Below are 18,146 nucleotides of genomic sequence, written 5' to 3'. Positions count from 1 at the left end.
CGCAGCGCGATGCCCCAGCTGCCGGTGAACCGCCCTCTCGCCGAACCGGATCCGGAAGGACCGTCGGACGAACCGGCGGGGGGCCACGCCCCTGAACGGGCCCCCCGCCGCGCCAGTGTGGTCATCGCGGCAGGCCCGTCGCGAGCAGGTCCTCGGGCAAGCTCGCGCGTCCGGTCGAGTCGACGACGACACCGTCGCGGAGGAAGACGACGCGGTCTGCCCAGGCGGCGTGACGCGCCTCGTGGGTGACGAGCAGCCCGGCCACGCCCTCGTCGCAGCGCTCGCGCAGGACGCGAAGCACGTCCTCACCGGTGTGTGAGTCGAGGGCGCCGGTGGGCTCGTCGGCGAGGACGAGCCGGCGGCTGCCGACGAGTGCGCGGGCGATGGCGACGCGCTGCTGCTGGCCTCCCGACATCTGGTCGGGGAAGCGGTCGGACAGCTCGCGCAGCCCCATGAGCTCGAGGGTCTGGCGCGCCTGTCGTCGAGCCCTGCTCGCGCGCTGTCCGTCGAGCTCGAGCGGGAGCCCGACGTTCTCTGCGGCGGTGAGGCTCGGGATGAGGTTGTAGTCCTGGAAGACGAACCCGACCCGGCGGCGGCGCAGCTGGGCGATGCCCTTGGCGCCCAGGGCCGTGAGGTTCTCGCCCTCGATGACGACCCGGCCGCTCGTGGCCTGGTCGAGGCCGCCGGCGAGGTTGAGCAGGGTCGACTTGCCCGAGCCGCTCGGGCCCATGACCGCGACGAGCTCCCCGGGCATGACCTCGAGGCTCACGCCGTCGAGCGCTCGCACGGCCGTGTCACCGGTGCCGTGGACCCGGGTGACGTTCTCGAGCAGCAGGCTGGGGCCGGTCATCGTCGTGCCTCGCGCTCGCTCTGGTCACGGAGCTCACGCCGGTATGCCGTGTCCTCCGCCTCCGCCCGTGCCGCGCCCTCGGCGGCCGCTGGCCCCGAACGGCGAAAAGGGCGCAGCGACTCCCGGTGCAGCCGGGTCTCGACGTGGTCGAGCCACCGCACCTCGGCCTCGGCGGTGAAGATGAGGTTCTCGAGGACGAGCAGCCAGGCGAGGTCGTGGTTGCCCTCACCCGTGGCGTCACCGGCAGCAGCTGGCTGGGTGCCCTCCTCGGCGCGCCCCTCAGCGTCGCGCTGCTTGCGCATGACCTGCTGCTTGAGCCGGGTGAGGTCGTGCAGGTGCCTGAGCGTGGCGGTCCGCTGGGTCTGCGCGACGGCCTGCACGTCGACGCCGGGGACGGTCACGGCGAGCGCGAGCTTGATCGTCAGCTCGTCGCGCGGAGTGCTGTCACGGTCGACCGGCGTGGTCCACCACGTGCCGACCTCGGCGGCCCCGGCCTCCGTGAGGCGGTACGAGATCCGGCCCTCGCCGTCCGCCTCCCCTGTCGGCTCCACGAGCCCGTCGCGCTCCAGCCGGGCGAGGGTCGTGTAGACCTGCCCGACGTTGAGCGGCCACGTGCCGCCCGTGCGCTCCTCGAACTCGACGCGCAGCTGGGCGCCGTACATCGGGCCCTGCGCTAGGAGGGCCATGAGCCCCTGCTTGACCGACATCTCGGATCTCCTTCGACGTTCGACGCGAGAACCCCTGCGCTCCCGCGTACGGTGCCGAGCCGGCATACCGAGAGGTTTTCAGTCGGTCCCTGAACCTGCTGAATACTCGGTATGTCGTGCTCGGGCAGGATATGTATACCGAGTATTCAGCGAGTTGGCAAGCACGTCTTCGCCACGCTCAGCTGGGCGCGACGTGACGAGCCGGCGTATGCCGGTCAGTCGGCGAGGAGGAGGATCTTGCCGATGTGGGTGCTGCCCTCCATCTCGGCGTGCGCCTCGGCGGCCTCGGCCAGCGGGCGGCGGGAGTGGACGATCGGGCGGACGCGACCGTCGGCGATCATCGGCCAGACGTGCTCGCGTACGGCGGCGACGATGGTGGCCTTCTCGGCGACCGGCCGGGCCCGCAGCGAGGTGGCGATGAGGGCGCCGCGCTTGCGCAGCAGGGCGTTGATGTCGAGCTCGCCCTTGGTGCCGCCCTGCATCCCGATGATGACGAGGCGACCCGACGTGGCGAGGGCCTGGACGTTGCGGGAGAGGTACTTCGCGCCCATGTTGTCGAGGATGACGTCGGCGCCGTGGCCGTCGGTCGCGCGGGCGAGCTCCTCGACGAAGTCCTGCTCCTTGTAGTCGATGAGGATCTCGGCCCCGAGCTCGCGGCAGGCGTCGAGCTTCTCCTGCGAGCCGGCGGTGACGGCCACGCGGGCCCCGACCTCGCGGGCCAGCTGGATCGCCATGGTCCCGATACCGGAGGAGCCGCCGTGGACGAGGAGGGTCTCGCCGGGCTGGAGGTTCGCGGTGAGGAAGACGTTGGACCAGACGGTCGATGCGACCTCGGGCAGGGCTGCGGCGTCGACGAGGTCGACACCCTTGGGGACGGGGAGGACCTGACCCGCGGGCACGGTCACCTGCTCGGCGTAGCCGCCACCGACGAGCAGCGCGCAGACCTGGTCACCGACGACCCACTCGCCGACGTCGTCGCCCACCGCGTCGATGACGCCGGACACCTCGAGGCCGGGGATGTCGGTCATGCCGGGAGGCGGGTCGTAGTGGCCCATCCGCTGCATGATGTCGGCCCGGTTGACCCCGGCGGCCGCGACCCTGATCCGGACCTCGCCAGCCCCGGGCTCGGGGGTGTCGACGTCGGACAGGACGAGGGCCTCGGGGCCGCCCGGCTTCGGGATGGTGATCGCCTTCATGCGGTCCAACGTACGACCGGGGCGGTTGCGCGGCGGTGCCGGGGCGTTGTCGGGGTCACGCTGCGCTGTCGAGGCTGGAGATGCCTCCGACAGCGCGAGCCGGTCCCGACAGCGGGGCCATGCCACCCTCTGGACGTCACCGCGTCCGACGGTCGAGGGCTCGCGTGAGGACGGGGATCATCACGACCGCAGCGATGGCGACGCCCACGAGCGAGAAGAAGCCGGTGACGAAGGCGATCCCGGACAGCGGGATGGTCTCGCCACCATCGGTGACCTCGAAGTCGACACCGACGGCCCGGATCAGCGCTGCGACAAGGGTGGTCGACCCGGCGGCGGTGGCGGTCGCCGCAGTGCCCGTGAGGGCGAGTCTGCGAAGCCGGTTCATGCCGTCCCCCTCTCATCGGCCGGCAGGCCCTCGGGCAGGTCGAACCGCGGGAACTGGTCGGCGTGGAACGTCGTGATCTCGGCGACCTTGCCGTCGGCCACGCGCAGGACATCGATGGTCAGCGGCAGGTACGCGCCCTCGCCCTCGAGCCAGTGGTAGCAGCCCACGGCGGGCGGGTGGCGGCCGGGGATGTGGCGGAAATCGTCACCCGACCCGGCTGCAACCGGGTCGGTTCACGATTTCCGCGTCATCGCGTCCAGGTCCTCGGGGGTGTCGACGTCGCGCACCTCGAACGCTGCACGCACCTCGACGTGGGGGAGCGAGAGCAGCGTGCGCGCCGGGACTCCCGCAGTCGAGTCCGGGAGCGCTCGGCGCAGGTCATCCGTCCGGTATGCCGCGAGCACCGGGTTCGCCCGTCCCTCACCGTCGCTCAGCACGGCCGCCGAGACGGACACATCACCGTCGAGCTCAGCCACCAGGAGGGCGAGCACCTCGCCCGCCCTCGGTGCGTCACCCGGCACCACGCACACGACGTCGCTCCCGACGGCCTCCAGCCCCGCTGCGATCCCCGCCAGCGGTCCGCCACCGGGCGGGGACTCCCGCACCCAGCTCACACGCCCGGCCACCGCCTCCGGGACGACCCGCGAAGGCCCCACGACGACGAGGGGCCAGCCGGACGGCATACCGGCAAGGCAGTGGCCGAGGACGGAGCGTCCGTCGGGCAGGAGGGCGGCGAGCTTGTCCGAGCCGAAACGGCGTGATGAACCCCCGGCCAGCACGATGACCTGCACGGATCCACTCACGTGACCATTGTCGCGCGTCACACCCACGGCATACGTTGGACCGATCGCGACACGACAAAGGAGTCGAACTCATGGCAGTAGAAAGGCGCACCGTCCTCAAGGGTGCAGCAGTAGCGGCCGGGGCCACCGCCCTCGCCGGACCGTTCCAGGGGCTGGTGGCCGGACCGGCCGGCGCAGCCCCCGTTGGCGCGCTCGGGGCTCCCGCCTTCCGGCGCCTCCGGGCCATCCCCGACCTGCGGGACGACAAGGTGCGGCTGCACCTGCCCGAAGGGTTCAGCTACCGCTCGTTCCACGACACCGAGACGCCCATCGTGCTGGACGACAAGACCAACCTGCCCGGCCGCCACGACGGCATGGGCGCGTTCGACGGGCCCGACGGCGCCATCACCCTCATCCGCAACCACGAAGTCAACGGCACCGGCAAGGCGTTCGGCCCGCCCGGCGGCGGCGACCACGTCTACGACGAGATGGCCCGTGGTGGCTGCACCCACGTCGACGTCGACGGCGAGGGCAACGTGCAGGCGGCGTGGACAGCGCTCAGCGGCACGATGATGAACTGCTCCGGCGGTCAGATGCCGTGGGGCGCCTGGGTGACCTGCGAGGAGACCGTCAACGGGCCGGACGTCGGCCCCGACTTCACCGGTGCGCCCAACACCGGGCTCACCAAGCCGCACGGTTACGTCTTCGAGGTCCCGGTCGAGGGCACGGCCGGCGCCATGCCGATCACCAAGGCCGGCCGGTTCCCGCACGAGGCCGTGTCGTTCGACCCGCGCGAGGGGCGTCTTTACCTCACCGAGGACAACTTCGCCTTCCCGTCGGGCTTCTACCGCTATACCCCGAAGACCAACCCGATGGAGTCCGGTCGCCTCGACAACGAGGGCACGCTCCAGATGCTCGCGGTCAAGGGCCAGCCCAACGCGCACCTCGAGGCTCACCAGCCCAAGGGCGCCGTCTACTCCGTCGAGTGGGTCGACATCGAGGACCCGGACCCCGAGTTCCCCTACACCCCGGGCCAGACCGCGCCGACCGCCAACGACACGGCGCTCCAGTACGTCGGCGGCCAGGGTCGGGCCCTGGGCGCCGCCGGGTTCTCGCGGCTCGAGGGTCAGGTCTACGACAACGGCGTCGTCTACTTCACCTCGACGCAGGGCGGCGGTGACGCCGAGACCGGCAACGAGCTCATCAACGGCTACGGCAACGGTTTCGGCCAGGTCTGGGCCTACGACACGCGCTCCGAGAAGCTGCGCCTCGTCTACCAGTCGCCGGGCAAGGAGACGTTCGACTTCCCGGACAACATCACCGTGAGCGACCGCGGCACGCTCGTCGTCTGCGAGGACAGCAGCGGCGACAACTACCTGCGCGGCCTGAGCCGTGGTGGCCAGCTCTGGGACATCGCGCTCAACCGGCTGCGGGTCGGCGGCGACGGGGCACCGCGGTTCGGTGACGAGTTCGCCGGGTCGACCTTCAGCCCCGACGGCCGCACGCTCTTCGTCAACATCCAGGCGAGCGCGGGCATGTCCTTCGCGATCTGGGGCCCGTGGGAGCGCATCGGCGTCTGACGCTGCTCTCCCCTCGCACGACGCACGGCGACGTATGCCGGTCAGTCCACTGACCGGCATACGTCGCCTTTCGTGCAGTGCGACGATCTGGGGCCATGGGGATCTTCCGGCGCAAGGCGCCAGCGGACAAAGGCATGGCTCAGGAGCAGGCCATCGAGGCGTTCTGGCAGTGGTGGACCGGTGAGGGGGCGCGGCTCACCGCCGACGCCATCGCCGCCGGCGACCCGTCGCACCTGGTCGAGCCGATCTCCTCACGGGTGAAGGCCGTCGACGACCGGCTCGCGTGGGAGCTCGGACCGGGTCGGGTGGCCCAGCACGTCCTCGTCGTCTCGCCCGAGGGTGACCCGGACGTGCGTGCGGTCGCTCGCCGGTGGCTGCGTGCGGCACCGGAGCCGGCGACGGACGAGACCTGGGAGTACGCCGACGCGCGGCAGCGTGGGACGTGCGACGGCTCGCTCGCGATCGGCCCGCACAGCATCAGGTTCTCCGAGGTCGTCGTCGGTGCGCGTCGCGAGGGCAGCCACCTCGACGTCTCGATCCACCACCCGTCGTTCCGCGATCTCCCCGAGCAGGCGCGCCAGCAGGTGACGATGCTCGCCCTCGACGAGGCGATCGGCGAGAACGACGTCGAGACGTGGCTCGGCGGCATCACGCCTGCGGTCGAGGCGCCGCTCGACGGCTTCCCGCTCGCCCAGCTCGCACCGCTTGTCGACGGGCTGGCCGCCGAGCACCGCGACGAGTCCGGGGAGCCGACGTGGGTCCTCCTGCAGGGGCAGGGTCCTCGAGGTCGTGTCATCGCCTCCGCGCAGGTGCCGCTGGCCGCGACCTCGGCCCCGGAGCTCGACCGCCACGTCGCCGTCCAGGTCCCGTTCAGCGACCTCACCGAGGACGGGCTGCCCGGCGAGGGGTCGCTGGGCGCGCTCCGCCTGCTCGAGGACCACGTCGCAGAGCGGCTGGGGACGAGCTGACGGGTCGTCGCCCACGAGACCAGTGCCGGCGTGCGCACACTGCACTACTACGTCGATTCCACCGGGCCCGGCGCGGACGTGGTGCGTGCAGCCGTGAGCGGTTGGGACCAGGGGAGCGCCGAGGTGGCCGACCGGCCGGATCCCGCCTGGCGTGCGGTCGCGCATCTTCGGACCTAGTTCGTTCGACGTTCACCCGAGCCTCGCCGGGGCGTCGCCGTCTCCGACCTAGCGTCGAGCGCATGCCCTCACACCTCTCCGTGTCCCGCCGCGCGGTGCTCGGCGGCGCCGTCGCTGCCGGCTCTCTCGCCGCGGCGCCCCTCGCCTCCGCCAGCGCTGCGGATGCCGCCCTTTCGCGTCCGCGAGGCCACGTCATCCTCCTGGCGCTGGACGGTCTCGACCTCGAGTACCTCGACGGGCGCGTGGAGCTGCCGCACCTCATGTCCTTGGCACACCGCGGCTCGGTCACGCCGAGTCGTGGGGTGATGACGACGATCACGAACCCGTCGTGGACGTCGATCTCGTGCGGCACCCACCCGGACAGGACACGCAACGCCGCCTACTGGTTCGACGAGGCTGCCGGCGTGGCCCGGGGCCAGAGTCGCGACAGTGCTGTCGAGGGGCTGGGCCAGTCGTTGCGTCGTCAGGGCCTGACCATCGGGTCGGCCCAGTGGTTCATCCTCCAGGACAAGGGCGTGGCGTACGGCGACGTCGAGGGCCTCTACACCCAGCCGGGTGGACGGATCGATGCCCGCGTCGACGACGCCATCGCCATGCTCACCGGACAGCCCGTGCGCAGCGGGTCAACGACCGTGACCATGCCCGCTCCGCCCGACTTCCTCGCCGTCTACTCGAGCGACATCGATGGAGACGGACACCTGTGGGGTCCGGACGACTCGCGGATGCTCGCCACCCTGCGCGAGACGGACCTGGCGATCGGTCGCCTCATCCAAGCCGTGAAGGACGCCGACCTCTGGGGGCGCACCACGTGGCTCGTGACGGCGGACCACGGGATGAGCTCGTGGCGGACTCCGCTGGGAGGGCTGGCCATCGAGCGGCTGGCCTCGGCTGGGTTTGCGGCCGAGTACGTCTCGAGCGGGGGACGACCCCCTCGCCCCGAGACGCAGGTCGTCTTCGTGGGAGGCGGCTCGATCGCGTCGGTCCACCTGCTCGGTGACCTGGCGGGTTCGTCATCCGCCACGTCTCGGGTTGCCGAGGTGTTCGGCGGCATCGACGGAGTGAGCGGAGTCTTCACGAAGGCCGACCAGGCCTCGATGCGGATGGCGCCGCAGTACGGCCAGCTCGTCGTCGAGACACGTGAGCCCTATGCGCTGTTCGTGACCGCGCCCGGCGAGGGTTCGGACGGCCGCCACGGCGGCCGCTCGGAGCTCGACGTACCCCTCGTGCTGTCCGGCCACCGGGTACGCCCCGGAGTGCAGCCGCGCAGTCCACGGCACATCGACCTCGCGGCCACGATCAGCCACCTGCTCGGGGCCGAGCCACCCGCCGCCAACGAGGGCCGCGTCCTTCGCGAGGCGCTGCTGGACTGAGGGAGGTGGTCGCGGGCCATCCCCCGTGGGCGGCGTTGGAGATAACCGGTGGCGGGCTGTCGGTGTCGCGGTGGATGCTGGACCCCGGCCTCGAGACGGACGGGCAGCCCACAGGGGGCTTGACCTCATGTGAGCTTGAGGTCCGAGGATGCAGACCATGACCGGCCCGGACAGCGACACGACCACCGAGACGCCGTCGGCACATCGGCCCGCTCGCCAGCTGCCGCGTGCCCTCACGCCGTTCCGCGGGTCGGCCTACCGCCGCCTCGCCATCGCCCTCGTCTTCTCGACGTTCGCGAGCGGCATCTGGGTGGTCGCCCAGGTCTGGGAGGTCGTGCGTCTCGGCGGCGGCGCCTCCCAGCTGAGCGTCGTCGCCACCGCTGCTGCGCTCGGCGTCATCCTCCCGGCCCTGCTCGCCGGGGTCGTGGCCGACCGCATCCCGCAGAAGCGCATCCTTCTCGTCGTCGCCGGCATCGAGCTGCTCTGCATGGCCTCCGTCGCCACGCTCTCGCTCCTCGACCTCACCCAGCTGTGGATGCTGGCCGCCATCGCGTTCACCTTCGGCATGGCGATGGCGTTCTACTACCCGGCCTACACCGCGTGGCTGCCCGCGCTCGTCGAGGAGCGCGACCTCATGGCCGTCAACGGCTTCGAGGGCATGGTCCGGCCGACGATCGGCCAGGCGGTCGGGCCCGCCGTCGCGGGCGCGGCCATCGCCGCCGCCAACCCCGGCACAGCCATCGTCATCGCCGCCACGTCGGTCCTCCTCGGGCTCCTCGCGCTCATGTCCGTGCCCGAGACCCCGCTGCGGCGCCAGCTCGACGAGAGCCACGCCCAGCACCCGGTCCGGTCCGCCGTGGCCGACGTCCGCGAGGGCTTCTCCTACATGATGCGCACGCCCTGGCTCCTGGCCACGCTTCTCTTCGCCAGCCTCATGATCCTCGTCATGATGGGCCCGTTCGAGGTCCTCGTCCCGTTCCTCATCAAGGACCGGCTCGGCGGCGGACCCCGCGACCACTCGTGGGTCCTCGCGGCCTTCGGCATCGGGGGAGCGGTCGGCTCGCTCCTCATGGCTTCGCTGCGCATGCCCCGGCGCTACCTCACCTGGATGAACCTCCTCTGGGGAGTCGGGTCCCTGCCGCTGGCTGTCATCGGCTTCGCCACCCACATCTGGGTCGTCATCGCCGCCGCCTTCGTGCTCGGCGTGACGTTCTCCGCGCCGATGGTCATCTGGGGGACGCTGCTCCAGCGGCGCGTGCCCCCTGCCCTCATCGGACGGGTGTCGAGCCTGGACTTCTTCGTCTCGATCAGCCTCATGCCGGTCTCGATGGCGCTCGCAGGCCCCGTGTCCGAGGCCATCGGGATCCGCCCGACGTTCCTCATCGCCGGGATCGCTCCGGGCGTCATCGCCGTCGTGGCCATCCTCTGGGCCAGGCTGCCGGCCGACGAGCTCGCGCACCCGCTACGCGACTGAGGTCAGCCTCGGCGAGGTGGCCGCACCTGACCCCGCAGCCGTGCCGAGAGGTCCTCGGCTGCGGCGCCGACCTCCGACACCAGTCGCGCCTCCTCGACCTCGTCGACCGCCTCGATGCGGAACGTCACGGCCACCGCCGCGACCGGGTGCCCGCTGTGGTCGAGCACGGACTGCGCCACGGACCTCAGTCCGCTCGTGATGTGACCGTCCTCCACGGCATACCCACGTCCTCGGACCGACTGGAGGAGCGAGCGCAGCGCGGTCGTCGTCGAGGGTCCGTGCCCGTCCCGCTGGACGAGGGTGTCGGCGTGGGGGAAGAGTGCACGCACCTGTCCGGGAGGCAGGGCCGCGAGCATCGCGAGACCGGTGGCGGTGAGCGTCGCCGGCAGGCGGACGCCGACGTCGGAGACGAGCACCGGCCCCTGGGGAGCGCGCTGCTCGATGACGTAGAGGACGTCGCGACCGTGCAGCACGGCGAGGTGGGCGTTGTGGCCGGTCGCGTCGACGAGCCGGTCGAGGGCGCCGCGCGCGATCCGCTGCAGGGGCGCCTGCCGCTGGTAGGCCGAACCCAGCTCGTATGCCGCGACCCCCAGTCCGTAGCGCCGCTCACCTTCGAGGTGGGAGACGTAGCCACGGTCCCGCAGGACGCCGAGCAGGTGGTAGGTGCTGGAGCGGGGGAGTCCCAGCTCGCGGGCGACGGTCGCGGCGGGCAGTGGCTCGCCGCGGCGGGCCAGCAGCTCGAGGACGTCGAGCGCGTGGCCGGCCGCGGGCACGCTCGAGCTGACGGGACGTTCGCGAGTCATGAGGTTGTCGTCGGGCGCTCCGGGCCGACGCCTACTTCGCCTCGGGGTCGGGCTGGTGGACGCCGAAGACGTTGCCCTCGGTGTCGACGAAGTAGCCCTGCCACGCCATGCCCGTGAGGGCGTGCTTCTCGAGGGCCACGGTGGCCCCGGCTGCGAGGGCCTTGGCGGCGGTCGCGTCGAAGTCCTCGCTGCCCATCGTGAGCACCGCCCCGGCCACGGCGGCGCCGGGCTCCGGGTTGGGTCCGGAGCGCTGCATGATCGCGCCGTTGATGCCGGGCTGGTCCTCCGGACCGGTGATCACCCCGAAGTAGGGCATCCCGGCGACGTCGCCCCAATCCTCGACCTTCCAGTCGAAGACGGCCTGGTAGAACTCGACGGCACGCTGGACGTCGGCGGCGTGGATCTCGAAGTGGATGGCGCGCGTCATCGGGGCCTCCTCAGGGAACGGGCTGTGGCCCCATCATCCACCCGCGCGGTCGCCACGACGACGGAACCCTGACAGCCGTGGTCGACGGTCGTCAGCGCTCGTCGACGAGGCGACCGAGGATCCTGGCGAGGGCGGTGCGGTCACGTTCGGACAGGTCCGCGAAGTAGCCCTCGTGGTCGGCACGCCGCGCCTCGTCGAGCTCGTCGAGGACCCGGCGCCCCTGTGTCGTGAGCGAGACCTGGGTCGCCCGACGGTCGCTCGGGTCCGGCTCCCGGGCGACGAAGCCGCGGCTCTCGAGGGAGTCGACGACGTCCGTCACGGACCTCGGCGCGATGCGCAGGTGCTGGGCCACGACGCCGAGCCGGGTCGGCTCGTGGCGCCCGACGACGCGCAGGGCCCGGGCCTCGTGGGGCGTGATGCCCCACGGCTCGAGGGTCGCGGCGAACCGTCGTCGCAGCCCTCGCGCCACCTCCATGACCAGCTCACCCAGCGCGGGCTCGACGCCGCCCGCGCTGCCCTCGACCCCACTCGACTCATTGCGCATCGAGGACGTCTTCGGGGTCGCGAGGGGATGAGAACTGTCCCCGGTGTGCAAGGAGTCCGGCAGACGGCATACGGGAATGATATCGGCAACTAGCCTGTTGGGCTCATTGTGAGTCAACCTCACTAAGACTCGGCTCGACCAGAAGGAGGGTGCGCATGACAGCCACCCCTCACCCCACCCTCGACCACGCCCCCCGGGACGCCCGGTCCCGCCTGCCCGGCGGCTCCGGCCGCGGCGGCGGTCCGATGCGGATCGACCCGCGCGACCGCGCGCAGCTCGAGATCGCCCCCGTCCCGCTCCGCCGGGTCATGGGGCTCTTCCGCGGCTTCGGCCGTCCGATCGGCGTCGTCACCGCGATCATCGCCGCGACCTCGGTCATCTCGATGGCCCAGCCGTTCCTCGTGCGCGAGGTGGTCGACGTCGCCATCCCGCAGCAGGACGTGCACCTGCTCCTCCTCGCCGTCGGCGGCATGCTCGCCGTCGCGGCGACGACCCAGGTCCTCGGCGTCGTGCAGACGTGGATGTCCACCGGCGTCGGCCAGCGCGTCATGCACCGGCTGCGCACCGACCTCTTCGCCCACCTGCAGCAGCAGTCGCTGGGCTTCTTCACGCGCACCCGCGCCGGAGAGGTGCAGTCACGCCTCACCAACGACATCAACGGCATGCAGGGCGTCGTCACCACGACCGCCACCTCCATCGCCTCCAACCTCACGACCGCCATCGCGACCTCGGTCGCCATGGTGGCGCTGTCCTGGCGGCTCTCGCTCCTCTCGCTCGTCGTCATCCCGCCGGCCGTGTGGTTGACCCGGCGCGTCGCGCTCATCCGCCGCGAGGTCACCGCTCGCCAGCAGGCCCGCCGCGCCGACCTCAACGTCCAGATCGAGGAGGGGCTGTCGGTCTCGGGCGTGCGTCTGTCCAAGACGCTCGGCGCCGGCCGTCGCCACGCCGAGCGCTTCGCCGACACGTCGTCCGAGCTCGTCGACCTCGAGCTGCGCAGCCAGCTGGCCGGCCGCTGGCGGATGGCCACGATGCAGGTCATCTTCTCGGCCATCCCCGCCCTCATCTACCTCGTCGCCGGCCTCCCCGCGACCTCCGCCGGCATGACGATCGGGACGCTCATCGCGTTCACGACCCTCCAGGCCGGCATCTTCCGCCCGCTCATGGGTCTGCTCAACGTCGGCGCCCAGTGGGTGTCGTCGATGGCCCTGTTCTCGCGGGTCTTCGAGTACCTCGACCTCGTCCCTGACGTCGCCGGCCCGACCGCTCCTGTCGCGCTCGACCCGCAGCGCGTGCGTGGCGAGGTCCGCCTCGACGACGTCTCCTTCCGGTATGCCGGTGACGCACCCCTCGCCGTCGCGCACGTCTCCGCGGTGGTCCCGGCCGGTGGCTCGCTGGCGCTCGTCGGTCACACCGGCTCGGGCAAGTCGACCCTCGCCTCCCTCGTGGCCCGGCTGCACGACCCCACCTCCGGGCGAGTGACCGTCGACGGTGTCGACCTGCGCGACCTCGACCCCGAGGTGCTGGCCCGGATCGTCGGAGTCGTCTCGCAGGAGACCTACCTCGTGCACGCCTCGATCCGCGAGAACCTCCTGCTCGCCGCACCCGACGCCTCGGAGGCCGAGCTGTGGCGGGCCCTGGGCGCCGCGCAGGTCGCCGACCTCGTCGCCTCGCTGCCCGACGGGCTCGACACGGTCGTCGGCGCGCGCGGGCACCGGTTCTCCGGAGGTGAGCAGCAGCGCATCGCCATCGCCCGCACCATCCTGCGCAACCCGCGGGTGCTTGTGCTCGACGAGGCCACGAGCGCGCTCGACAACGACACCGAACGCGCTGTGCAGAAGGCCCTTGACGAGCTGGTGCGTGGCCGCACGACGATCACCATCGCCCACCGTCTCTCGACCATCGAGGGCGCCGACGAGATTGCCGTCCTCGACCACGGCCACGTCGTCGAGCGCGGCACCCACGACGAGCTGGTCGGGCTGGGCGGGCGCTATGCAGCGCTGGCGGGTCGCCCGTCCTACGCCGCGGCCTGACCGCCGCCGTCCGGCTGCCGCTGCCCGAGCATCCTTGGGCAGCGGCAGCCGGCGCCGCCTCCGGCCTCGCCCGGGAACCGACACCGGATCTGCTCGACGAGCGAACTAGTCACATCCGTGCCACTCTCCTAGTCATGAGCCTCCACCGGTCGACCCGCTCGCTCCTCGTCGGCGCCGGGGCCGTGGCCCTGGCGCTGTCCCTGGCGGCCGGAGGCGGCCCCGCGACCGCAGCGGGTCCCGCGGCGGTGCAGCCGGTCCCGCGGCCCGAGTCGTCGGCGCCGGCCGACTCTCCCGCGGACCTGCGGCAGGCTCCCCACCAGGGGCAGCTGAGGCTCTCGGCAGGGGACACGCGCACGATCCCGCAGCGCCTGGCCGCGGCCGGGGCGGACCCTGCCCTCGGCAGCCGGGTGAGTGCCCTGGTGCTCGACGCGGAGACCGGTGCCGTGGTCTACCAGCGCAACCCCACGCTCGCGCTCCTGCCGGCGTCGAACATGAAGCTCAACACGGCGTTCGTCGCCCTGAGCAGCCTGTCGCACACGCTGCGGTTCTCGACCCAGGTGAGGACGAACTCCGCGCGCAGCGTCGTCTGGCTGGTCGGCGGGGGCGACCCCGCACTGTCCGCCGCCGCTGCCCGGAGCATGGCGAGCACGACCCGGTCGGCCCTCGTCGCCAAGGGCGTGAGGTCGGTGGCGGTGCGTGTCGACGACTCGCTGTTCCCCGCGCCGACGTCCGCCATCGGGTGGAAGGCGAGCTACCTGCCCGGGGACGTCGCGCCCGTCCGGCCGCTCGTCGTCGACGGGCGCAACGTCATGGACACCGGACTCGACGCCGGTGCCACCTTCGCCAACGAGCTCAAGCGCCTGGGGATCGGCGTGACGTCGATGGCCCGAGGCACGGTCGTGTCCGGCGCCGCCACGCTGGCCACGACGTCCTCGCCCTACGTCCGCTCCATCGCAACCCAGCTCATCAACTCCTCGAACAACGACTACGCCGAGAACCTGCACCGGCAGTCGGCCCGCGTCAACGGCAAGGGCGCGACCTGGGCGGCGGCGAGCTCGCACTCGGTGGCGACGCTCAAGGCCCGTGGCGTCATCACGTACGGGAGCGCGACCTACGACGGCTCCGGGCTGTCCCGCTCGGACCGCCTGACCTCGCAGAACCTCGCCAGCCTGCTTCGCCGCGTCCACCAGACGCCGGTGGTCCACGACGTCCTCTACAGCTCGGCCGGGATGCCGATCGCCGGGGTCTCGGGCACCCTGAGGACCCGGTTCGCCACGGCCGACACCTCGTGCGCGCGAGGCAAGGTGAAGGCCAAGACCGGCTGGCTCAGTGACGTCGTCTCGCTGTCGGGGACGGCCTACGGCGTCGACGGCCGGCTGCGCGTCTTCTCGATCATCGAGAACGGCGCCGCGGACCCCACCCAGGCGCGGCTGGCCATCGAGCGCTTCGCCACCGCGGCCACCGGCTGCAACCCCTCCTGACCGCCGGCGTCGCGTGATCCTGGTTACTGAGAGTTGACCAGCGGTCCCGGCCGCCTGGATACTGACGGATGCGCTGACGGTCGTCGACGCCCGTCACTTCGCGCCCCTGCCCCTGGAGGTTCACGTGACGTCAATGAGGTTCACCACCGATCGCGACGGGGCTGCACGCCCCGTCACTCCACTCGCGCGTGCTGTCCTGGCGGTCGCCGCGTCCGTCGGTCTGGCCTTCGCCGCCGCCGCACCGGCGGAGGCCCATGGCGACGCACACACCGACCGCACCCGCGCGGCGAGCATCACCGCCGCATCCCTCCCCGCGCTCTCGACGAAGAACGCCACCCTGCTCGACTCGGTCCCGGGCAAGACCGGCATCTCCGGCTGCTTCATGCCCAGCGCGCCGATCTTCGTGATGTCGTCCCTGGACTCGATCACGGTGTTCGACGCCAGTGACCCACGCCATCCGGTCCAGCTCGGCGTCCTGCCGAACCTCGCCTTCGAGAACGAGGCGATGAACTGTGGTGAGCGCAAGGTCGGGCAGTCGGTCGAGCGGTTCGCTCTCATCGGTGTCGACACCTACGACGTGTCGGCCGACATCGACCACACGTCCGAGGCGGCGGGCGGCAAGCAGCTCATCGTCGTCGACGTGACCGACCCGACCACCCCTCGCCTCCGCTCGACGGCACCGGCCACCACCTCGACGCACACGGTCGCCTGCGTCGACTCCCGGGACTGCCGCTACGCCTACTCCGCCGGGGGGCGGACGACCTTCTCCCTCATGGACCTCAGCGACCTCGATGCCCCCGTCGAGGTCGACGCCGACCCGCAGGTCGCCGGCACGCAGCCCCACGCCACCCCGACCGGTGGTCACAAGTGGAACTTCGACGACGCCGGCTTCGCCACGCACACGGGCTACAACGGGTCCGCCATCTTCGACGTCCGCGACCCGCTCCACCCGTCCGTGGTGACGACGACGGGAGCGGCCGGGCGGGGTGACGCCGGCGACGGAACCCGCAACGGCTACAACGACTTCATCCACCACAACTCCTCGCGACCCAATGCCTCTGCCTTCCGGCCGGACGCGGCGCCGTCGTTCGCCAACGGCAACGTCCTGCTGGTGACCGAGGAGGACTACGAGGACGTGAACTGCGCGACCGCCGGCTCGTTCCAGACCTGGTGGGTCAAGCGCCTCGATGGCACTCCGGACGCCATCGTGCCGCTGGACAAGGTGGAGCTCGCCGACCTCGGATCGTTCCCCTCGCCGGTCGGCGCGTTCTGCTCCGCCCACTGGTTCGACTGGCACCCCTCCGGCATCGTCACCGTCGGCTACTACGGCGGCGGAACGCAGCTCGTCGACGCACGCGACCCGCGCAACCTCACTCCTTGGGGTCACGCGGTGCACGGTGCCTCCGAGGTGTGGGACTCCTACTTCGTGCCCGTCTACAACAACGCCGACCGGCGCACGGACCGTCGGACCAACATCGCGTGGTCGGTGGACCTCGTGCGCGGTCTCGACGTCTACGAGGTGACCCTGCCGTCGTCGTCGACGAAGGTCAGCGGGCTCGTGCGGTGAGGCCGTCGACTCCGGCCGGCTGCTCCTCGCCTGCCCCGGAGGCCTGAGATGCCAGGCGGTATGCCGTCCGCGACAGTCGCGCGGACGGCATACCCACGGTGTGACCGAAGGGTCAGTGACCCCAGTGATCCTCGACGGCGGCCTCGACGATGCCGTGACGCCGGACGACGGTGGTGCGCTCGGAGTCCAGCGGACCGCTCCGGTGCCGACCGAAATGGCTGGGGACGGGCGCGCCCAAGGCGGTCATGAGGGCGCGCAGGGCGCGGTCGGGGGTCGTCGCCTCCCGCAGGACGCGCGCGACCGGACCGGGCTCGACTCCGAGCGCCGAGGCGAACGCCCGGGCGGAGACGTCCGCGTCAGCGGATGGCATGGCGTTGACTTCTCCCGATGTCCATCCCACACGGGTGAGCACGCGTCCGCCCTGCCACAGCTGCACGCCGGTCCGGAGGTCCCCGACGACGACGAGGAGCGCCGGACCGAAGGCGCTCGCCTCCCCCGCGACCCGCTCCAGCGCGGCCTGGTTGGGCTCGCCGACATCGGCGAGGCACCACCCGGGCTGTTCGCTGTCGACGAGTCGCACCCGGGTCCGAGCCCACACGACCGGGCGCTGCAGCTCGGCCGCGGACGCCCGGACGAGCAGGATCATCGAGGTCACGACGCGCCGGCCGCCAGGGTGACGATGTGGGACCGGTGGGTGAGGAACTCCTCGCGCGCGTCTCCCCAGTAGCGCCACGGGTACGAGGTCGCGTGGGGGCCGATCGCCTGCAGCTGCTCGTAGGCCTCACGGTGGCGCTCGAGGTGGAAGAGGATCCGCGCGAGCACGTTGCGGGTCTGTGCCGTGAGGTGGTGGCCGGCGTCCGGGTTGGCGTCGAGGTAGCCGCGGGCCCGGGCGATGGCCTCCTCGACCCGGTCACGGTTGCCGGTGAGGGCCGACTCCTCGGACGCGACGTGCTCGAGGACAGCATCCAGGAGCAGGGTCTGGACCCGCGCCTCCCGAGGTGCGGCGTCGACGCTCGCTTGGGCGAACGAGAACATCTCGTCGTGCGAGCCGAACCACTTGGCGCACACGTACTGCATCGCCTCGTAGCGGGCGCCGTAGTGGTGGGGGTCGGTCGACCCCAGCGCGTCGAGGTAGCGCTCGAAGGTCCCGCGGTCGCCCTCCGTGCCGCGAGCATGGCGCAGGGCGATGGCCCAGGGCACGGGGTCGCCCGGCGAACCGTCCACGGCCTGCTGGATCCGCTCGGTCGCGCGCTCCAGCGTCTCGCCGAAGGCGGCGAACTGCTCGGCGGACACCTGGCTGGCGTCGTCGTGCGAGCGCTGCTCCCACGCCTGCTCGACGAGACGCCGGGCATCCACGACGGCGAGGTCGGGATCGTCCGGGGCGGCCTCGCGCCAGGAGTCGAGCCACTGCGGCGCCCTGAGGGACAGCCGGCCGAGGCTGGCGACATCGACGTCGCGGTCCTCCCAGGCCCGGGCCCCGCGGCTGCTGCGGAGCAGCTCGGCGGCCGGTTCGTACGCGCCGTCGAGCGCCGCGTCGATCGCGGGCCGAGCGGCGTCGGACGGTGTGTCGAGCACCACCGCGTCGTCCGGGACGAGACCCTGGGCGAACTCGTCACCGTGCTCGAGGTAGGCCTTGGCAGCCTTGATCTTCTTGAACATGTGCCCTCCGAAAGCTCGTTGACCTGCACGTTAGACCCGGCGTGGCCGCGGTGGGGCGTGACGAGCGGACCGCGCGCAACGTCTCGCATCCGAGACGGTATGCCGGGTGCGCGACTGTCGCGGACGGCATACCTGCGGTGTGCTTG

General features: G+C 71.9%; 18 protein-coding genes. 7 read left to right on the top strand and 11 right to left on the bottom strand.

The genetic code is table 11. The features are described from left to right. Positions 1 to 121: 121 nt before the first annotated feature. The 6 genes from LL946_RS05835 to LL946_RS05810 form a co-directional block, all read right to left on the bottom strand. Positions 122 to 850, bottom strand: coding sequence for an ABC transporter ATP-binding protein (locus LL946_RS05835; RefSeq protein WP_404385720.1), 729 nt, complete (start codon positions 848 to 850; stop codon positions 122 to 124). Next, the gene (locus tag LL946_RS05830; RefSeq protein ID WP_404385718.1) at positions 847 to 1,557 is read right to left on the bottom strand and encodes a PadR family transcriptional regulator; all 711 of its coding nucleotides are present in this window, start codon (positions 1,555 to 1,557) and stop codon (positions 847 to 849) included. Before LL946_RS05830 ends, LL946_RS05835 begins: the two co-directional genes overlap by 4 nt. A gap of 215 nt (positions 1,558 to 1,772) precedes the next feature. Beyond that, positions 1,773 to 2,753, bottom strand: coding sequence for an NAD(P)H-quinone oxidoreductase (locus LL946_RS05825; RefSeq protein ID WP_404385716.1), 981 nt, complete (start codon positions 2,751 to 2,753; stop codon positions 1,773 to 1,775). Between the two features lie 136 nt (positions 2,754 to 2,889). After that, positions 2,890 to 3,138, bottom strand: coding sequence for a DUF6069 family protein (locus LL946_RS05820; RefSeq protein WP_404385714.1), 249 nt, complete (start codon positions 3,136 to 3,138; stop codon positions 2,890 to 2,892). After that, positions 3,135 to 3,305: a hypothetical protein gene (locus LL946_RS05815; RefSeq protein WP_404385712.1), complete on the bottom strand. Its 171-nt coding sequence runs from the start codon at positions 3,303 to 3,305 to the stop codon at positions 3,135 to 3,137. The genes LL946_RS05820 and LL946_RS05815 overlap by 4 nt, the downstream gene beginning before the upstream one ends. A 66-nt stretch (positions 3,306 to 3,371) precedes the next feature. Continuing rightward, positions 3,372 to 3,941, bottom strand: a complete 570-nt coding sequence (locus tag LL946_RS05810; protein ID WP_404385710.1) for a molybdenum cofactor guanylyltransferase — start codon at positions 3,939 to 3,941, stop codon at positions 3,372 to 3,374. 71 nt (positions 3,942 to 4,012) lie between these two features. Here LL946_RS05810 and LL946_RS05805 point away from each other — a divergent pair, with 71 nt between their 5' ends. From LL946_RS05805 to LL946_RS05790, 4 genes are all read left to right on the top strand, one after another. After that, positions 4,013 to 5,500: a PhoX family protein gene (locus LL946_RS05805; protein WP_404385708.1), complete on the top strand. Its 1,488-nt coding sequence runs from the start codon at positions 4,013 to 4,015 to the stop codon at positions 5,498 to 5,500. Between the two features lie 95 nt (positions 5,501 to 5,595). Continuing rightward, the gene (locus LL946_RS05800) at positions 5,596 to 6,468 is read left to right on the top strand and encodes a hypothetical protein (protein WP_404385706.1); all 873 of its coding nucleotides are present in this window, start codon (positions 5,596 to 5,598) and stop codon (positions 6,466 to 6,468) included. 239 nt (positions 6,469 to 6,707) lie between these two features. Further along, positions 6,708 to 8,015: an alkaline phosphatase family protein gene (locus LL946_RS05795; protein WP_404385704.1), complete on the top strand. Its 1,308-nt coding sequence runs from the start codon at positions 6,708 to 6,710 to the stop codon at positions 8,013 to 8,015. Positions 8,016 to 8,172: 157 nt separating this feature from the next. After that, complete coding sequence (locus LL946_RS05790; RefSeq protein WP_404385702.1) at positions 8,173 to 9,489, top strand: MFS transporter; 1,317 nt, start codon at positions 8,173 to 8,175, stop codon at positions 9,487 to 9,489. A 2-nt stretch (positions 9,490 to 9,491) separates the two neighbouring features. Here the strand turns inward: LL946_RS05790 and LL946_RS05785 are convergent, their stop codons facing one another. The 3 genes from LL946_RS05785 to LL946_RS05775 form a co-directional block, all read right to left on the bottom strand. Continuing rightward, positions 9,492 to 10,292: an IclR family transcriptional regulator gene (locus tag LL946_RS05785; RefSeq protein ID WP_404385700.1), complete on the bottom strand. Its 801-nt coding sequence runs from the start codon at positions 10,290 to 10,292 to the stop codon at positions 9,492 to 9,494. Positions 10,293 to 10,323: 31 nt separating this feature from the next. Beyond that, on the bottom strand, positions 10,324 to 10,719 hold the full coding sequence (locus LL946_RS05780; RefSeq protein WP_404385698.1) for a VOC family protein: 396 nt from the start codon (positions 10,717 to 10,719) through the stop codon (positions 10,324 to 10,326). A gap of 91 nt (positions 10,720 to 10,810) precedes the next feature. Then, positions 10,811 to 11,263 carry a MarR family winged helix-turn-helix transcriptional regulator gene (locus LL946_RS05775; RefSeq protein ID WP_404385694.1) on the bottom strand — a complete coding sequence of 151 codons (453 nt, stop codon included), beginning with the start codon at positions 11,261 to 11,263 and terminating at the stop codon, positions 10,811 to 10,813. A gap of 155 nt (positions 11,264 to 11,418) precedes the next feature. Here LL946_RS05775 and LL946_RS05770 point away from each other — a divergent pair, with 155 nt between their 5' ends. From LL946_RS05770 to LL946_RS05760, 3 genes are all read left to right on the top strand, one after another. Next, entirely contained in the window at positions 11,419 to 13,293 is a 1,875-nt protein-coding gene (locus LL946_RS05770) for an ABC transporter ATP-binding protein (protein ID WP_404385692.1), read from the top strand. A gap of 134 nt (positions 13,294 to 13,427) precedes the next feature. After that, positions 13,428 to 14,774, top strand: coding sequence for a D-alanyl-D-alanine carboxypeptidase/D-alanyl-D-alanine-endopeptidase (gene dacB / locus LL946_RS05765; RefSeq protein WP_404385690.1), 1,347 nt, complete (start codon positions 13,428 to 13,430; stop codon positions 14,772 to 14,774). Between the two features lie 133 nt (positions 14,775 to 14,907). Next, complete coding sequence (locus tag LL946_RS05760; protein ID WP_404385688.1) at positions 14,908 to 16,341, top strand: hypothetical protein; 1,434 nt, start codon at positions 14,908 to 14,910, stop codon at positions 16,339 to 16,341. A gap of 112 nt (positions 16,342 to 16,453) precedes the next feature. On the opposite strand, the gene LL946_RS05755 is transcribed toward LL946_RS05760, so the two are convergent. Together LL946_RS05755 and LL946_RS05750 are read right to left on the bottom strand one after the other, a co-directional pair. Further along, positions 16,454 to 16,996, bottom strand: coding sequence for a hypothetical protein (locus LL946_RS05755; protein ID WP_404385686.1), 543 nt, complete (start codon positions 16,994 to 16,996; stop codon positions 16,454 to 16,456). Further along, complete coding sequence (locus tag LL946_RS05750; RefSeq protein ID WP_404385684.1) at positions 16,993 to 18,000, bottom strand: hypothetical protein; 1,008 nt, start codon at positions 17,998 to 18,000, stop codon at positions 16,993 to 16,995. The genes LL946_RS05755 and LL946_RS05750 overlap by 4 nt, the downstream gene beginning before the upstream one ends. Positions 18,001 to 18,146 lie beyond the last annotated feature (146 nt).

This window comes from Knoellia locipacati, assembly GCF_044791685.1.
Classification (GTDB): domain Bacteria; phylum Actinomycetota; class Actinomycetes; order Actinomycetales; family Dermatophilaceae; genus Knoellia; species Knoellia locipacati_A.
This window is presented reverse-complemented; position numbering and strand designations above follow the sequence as displayed.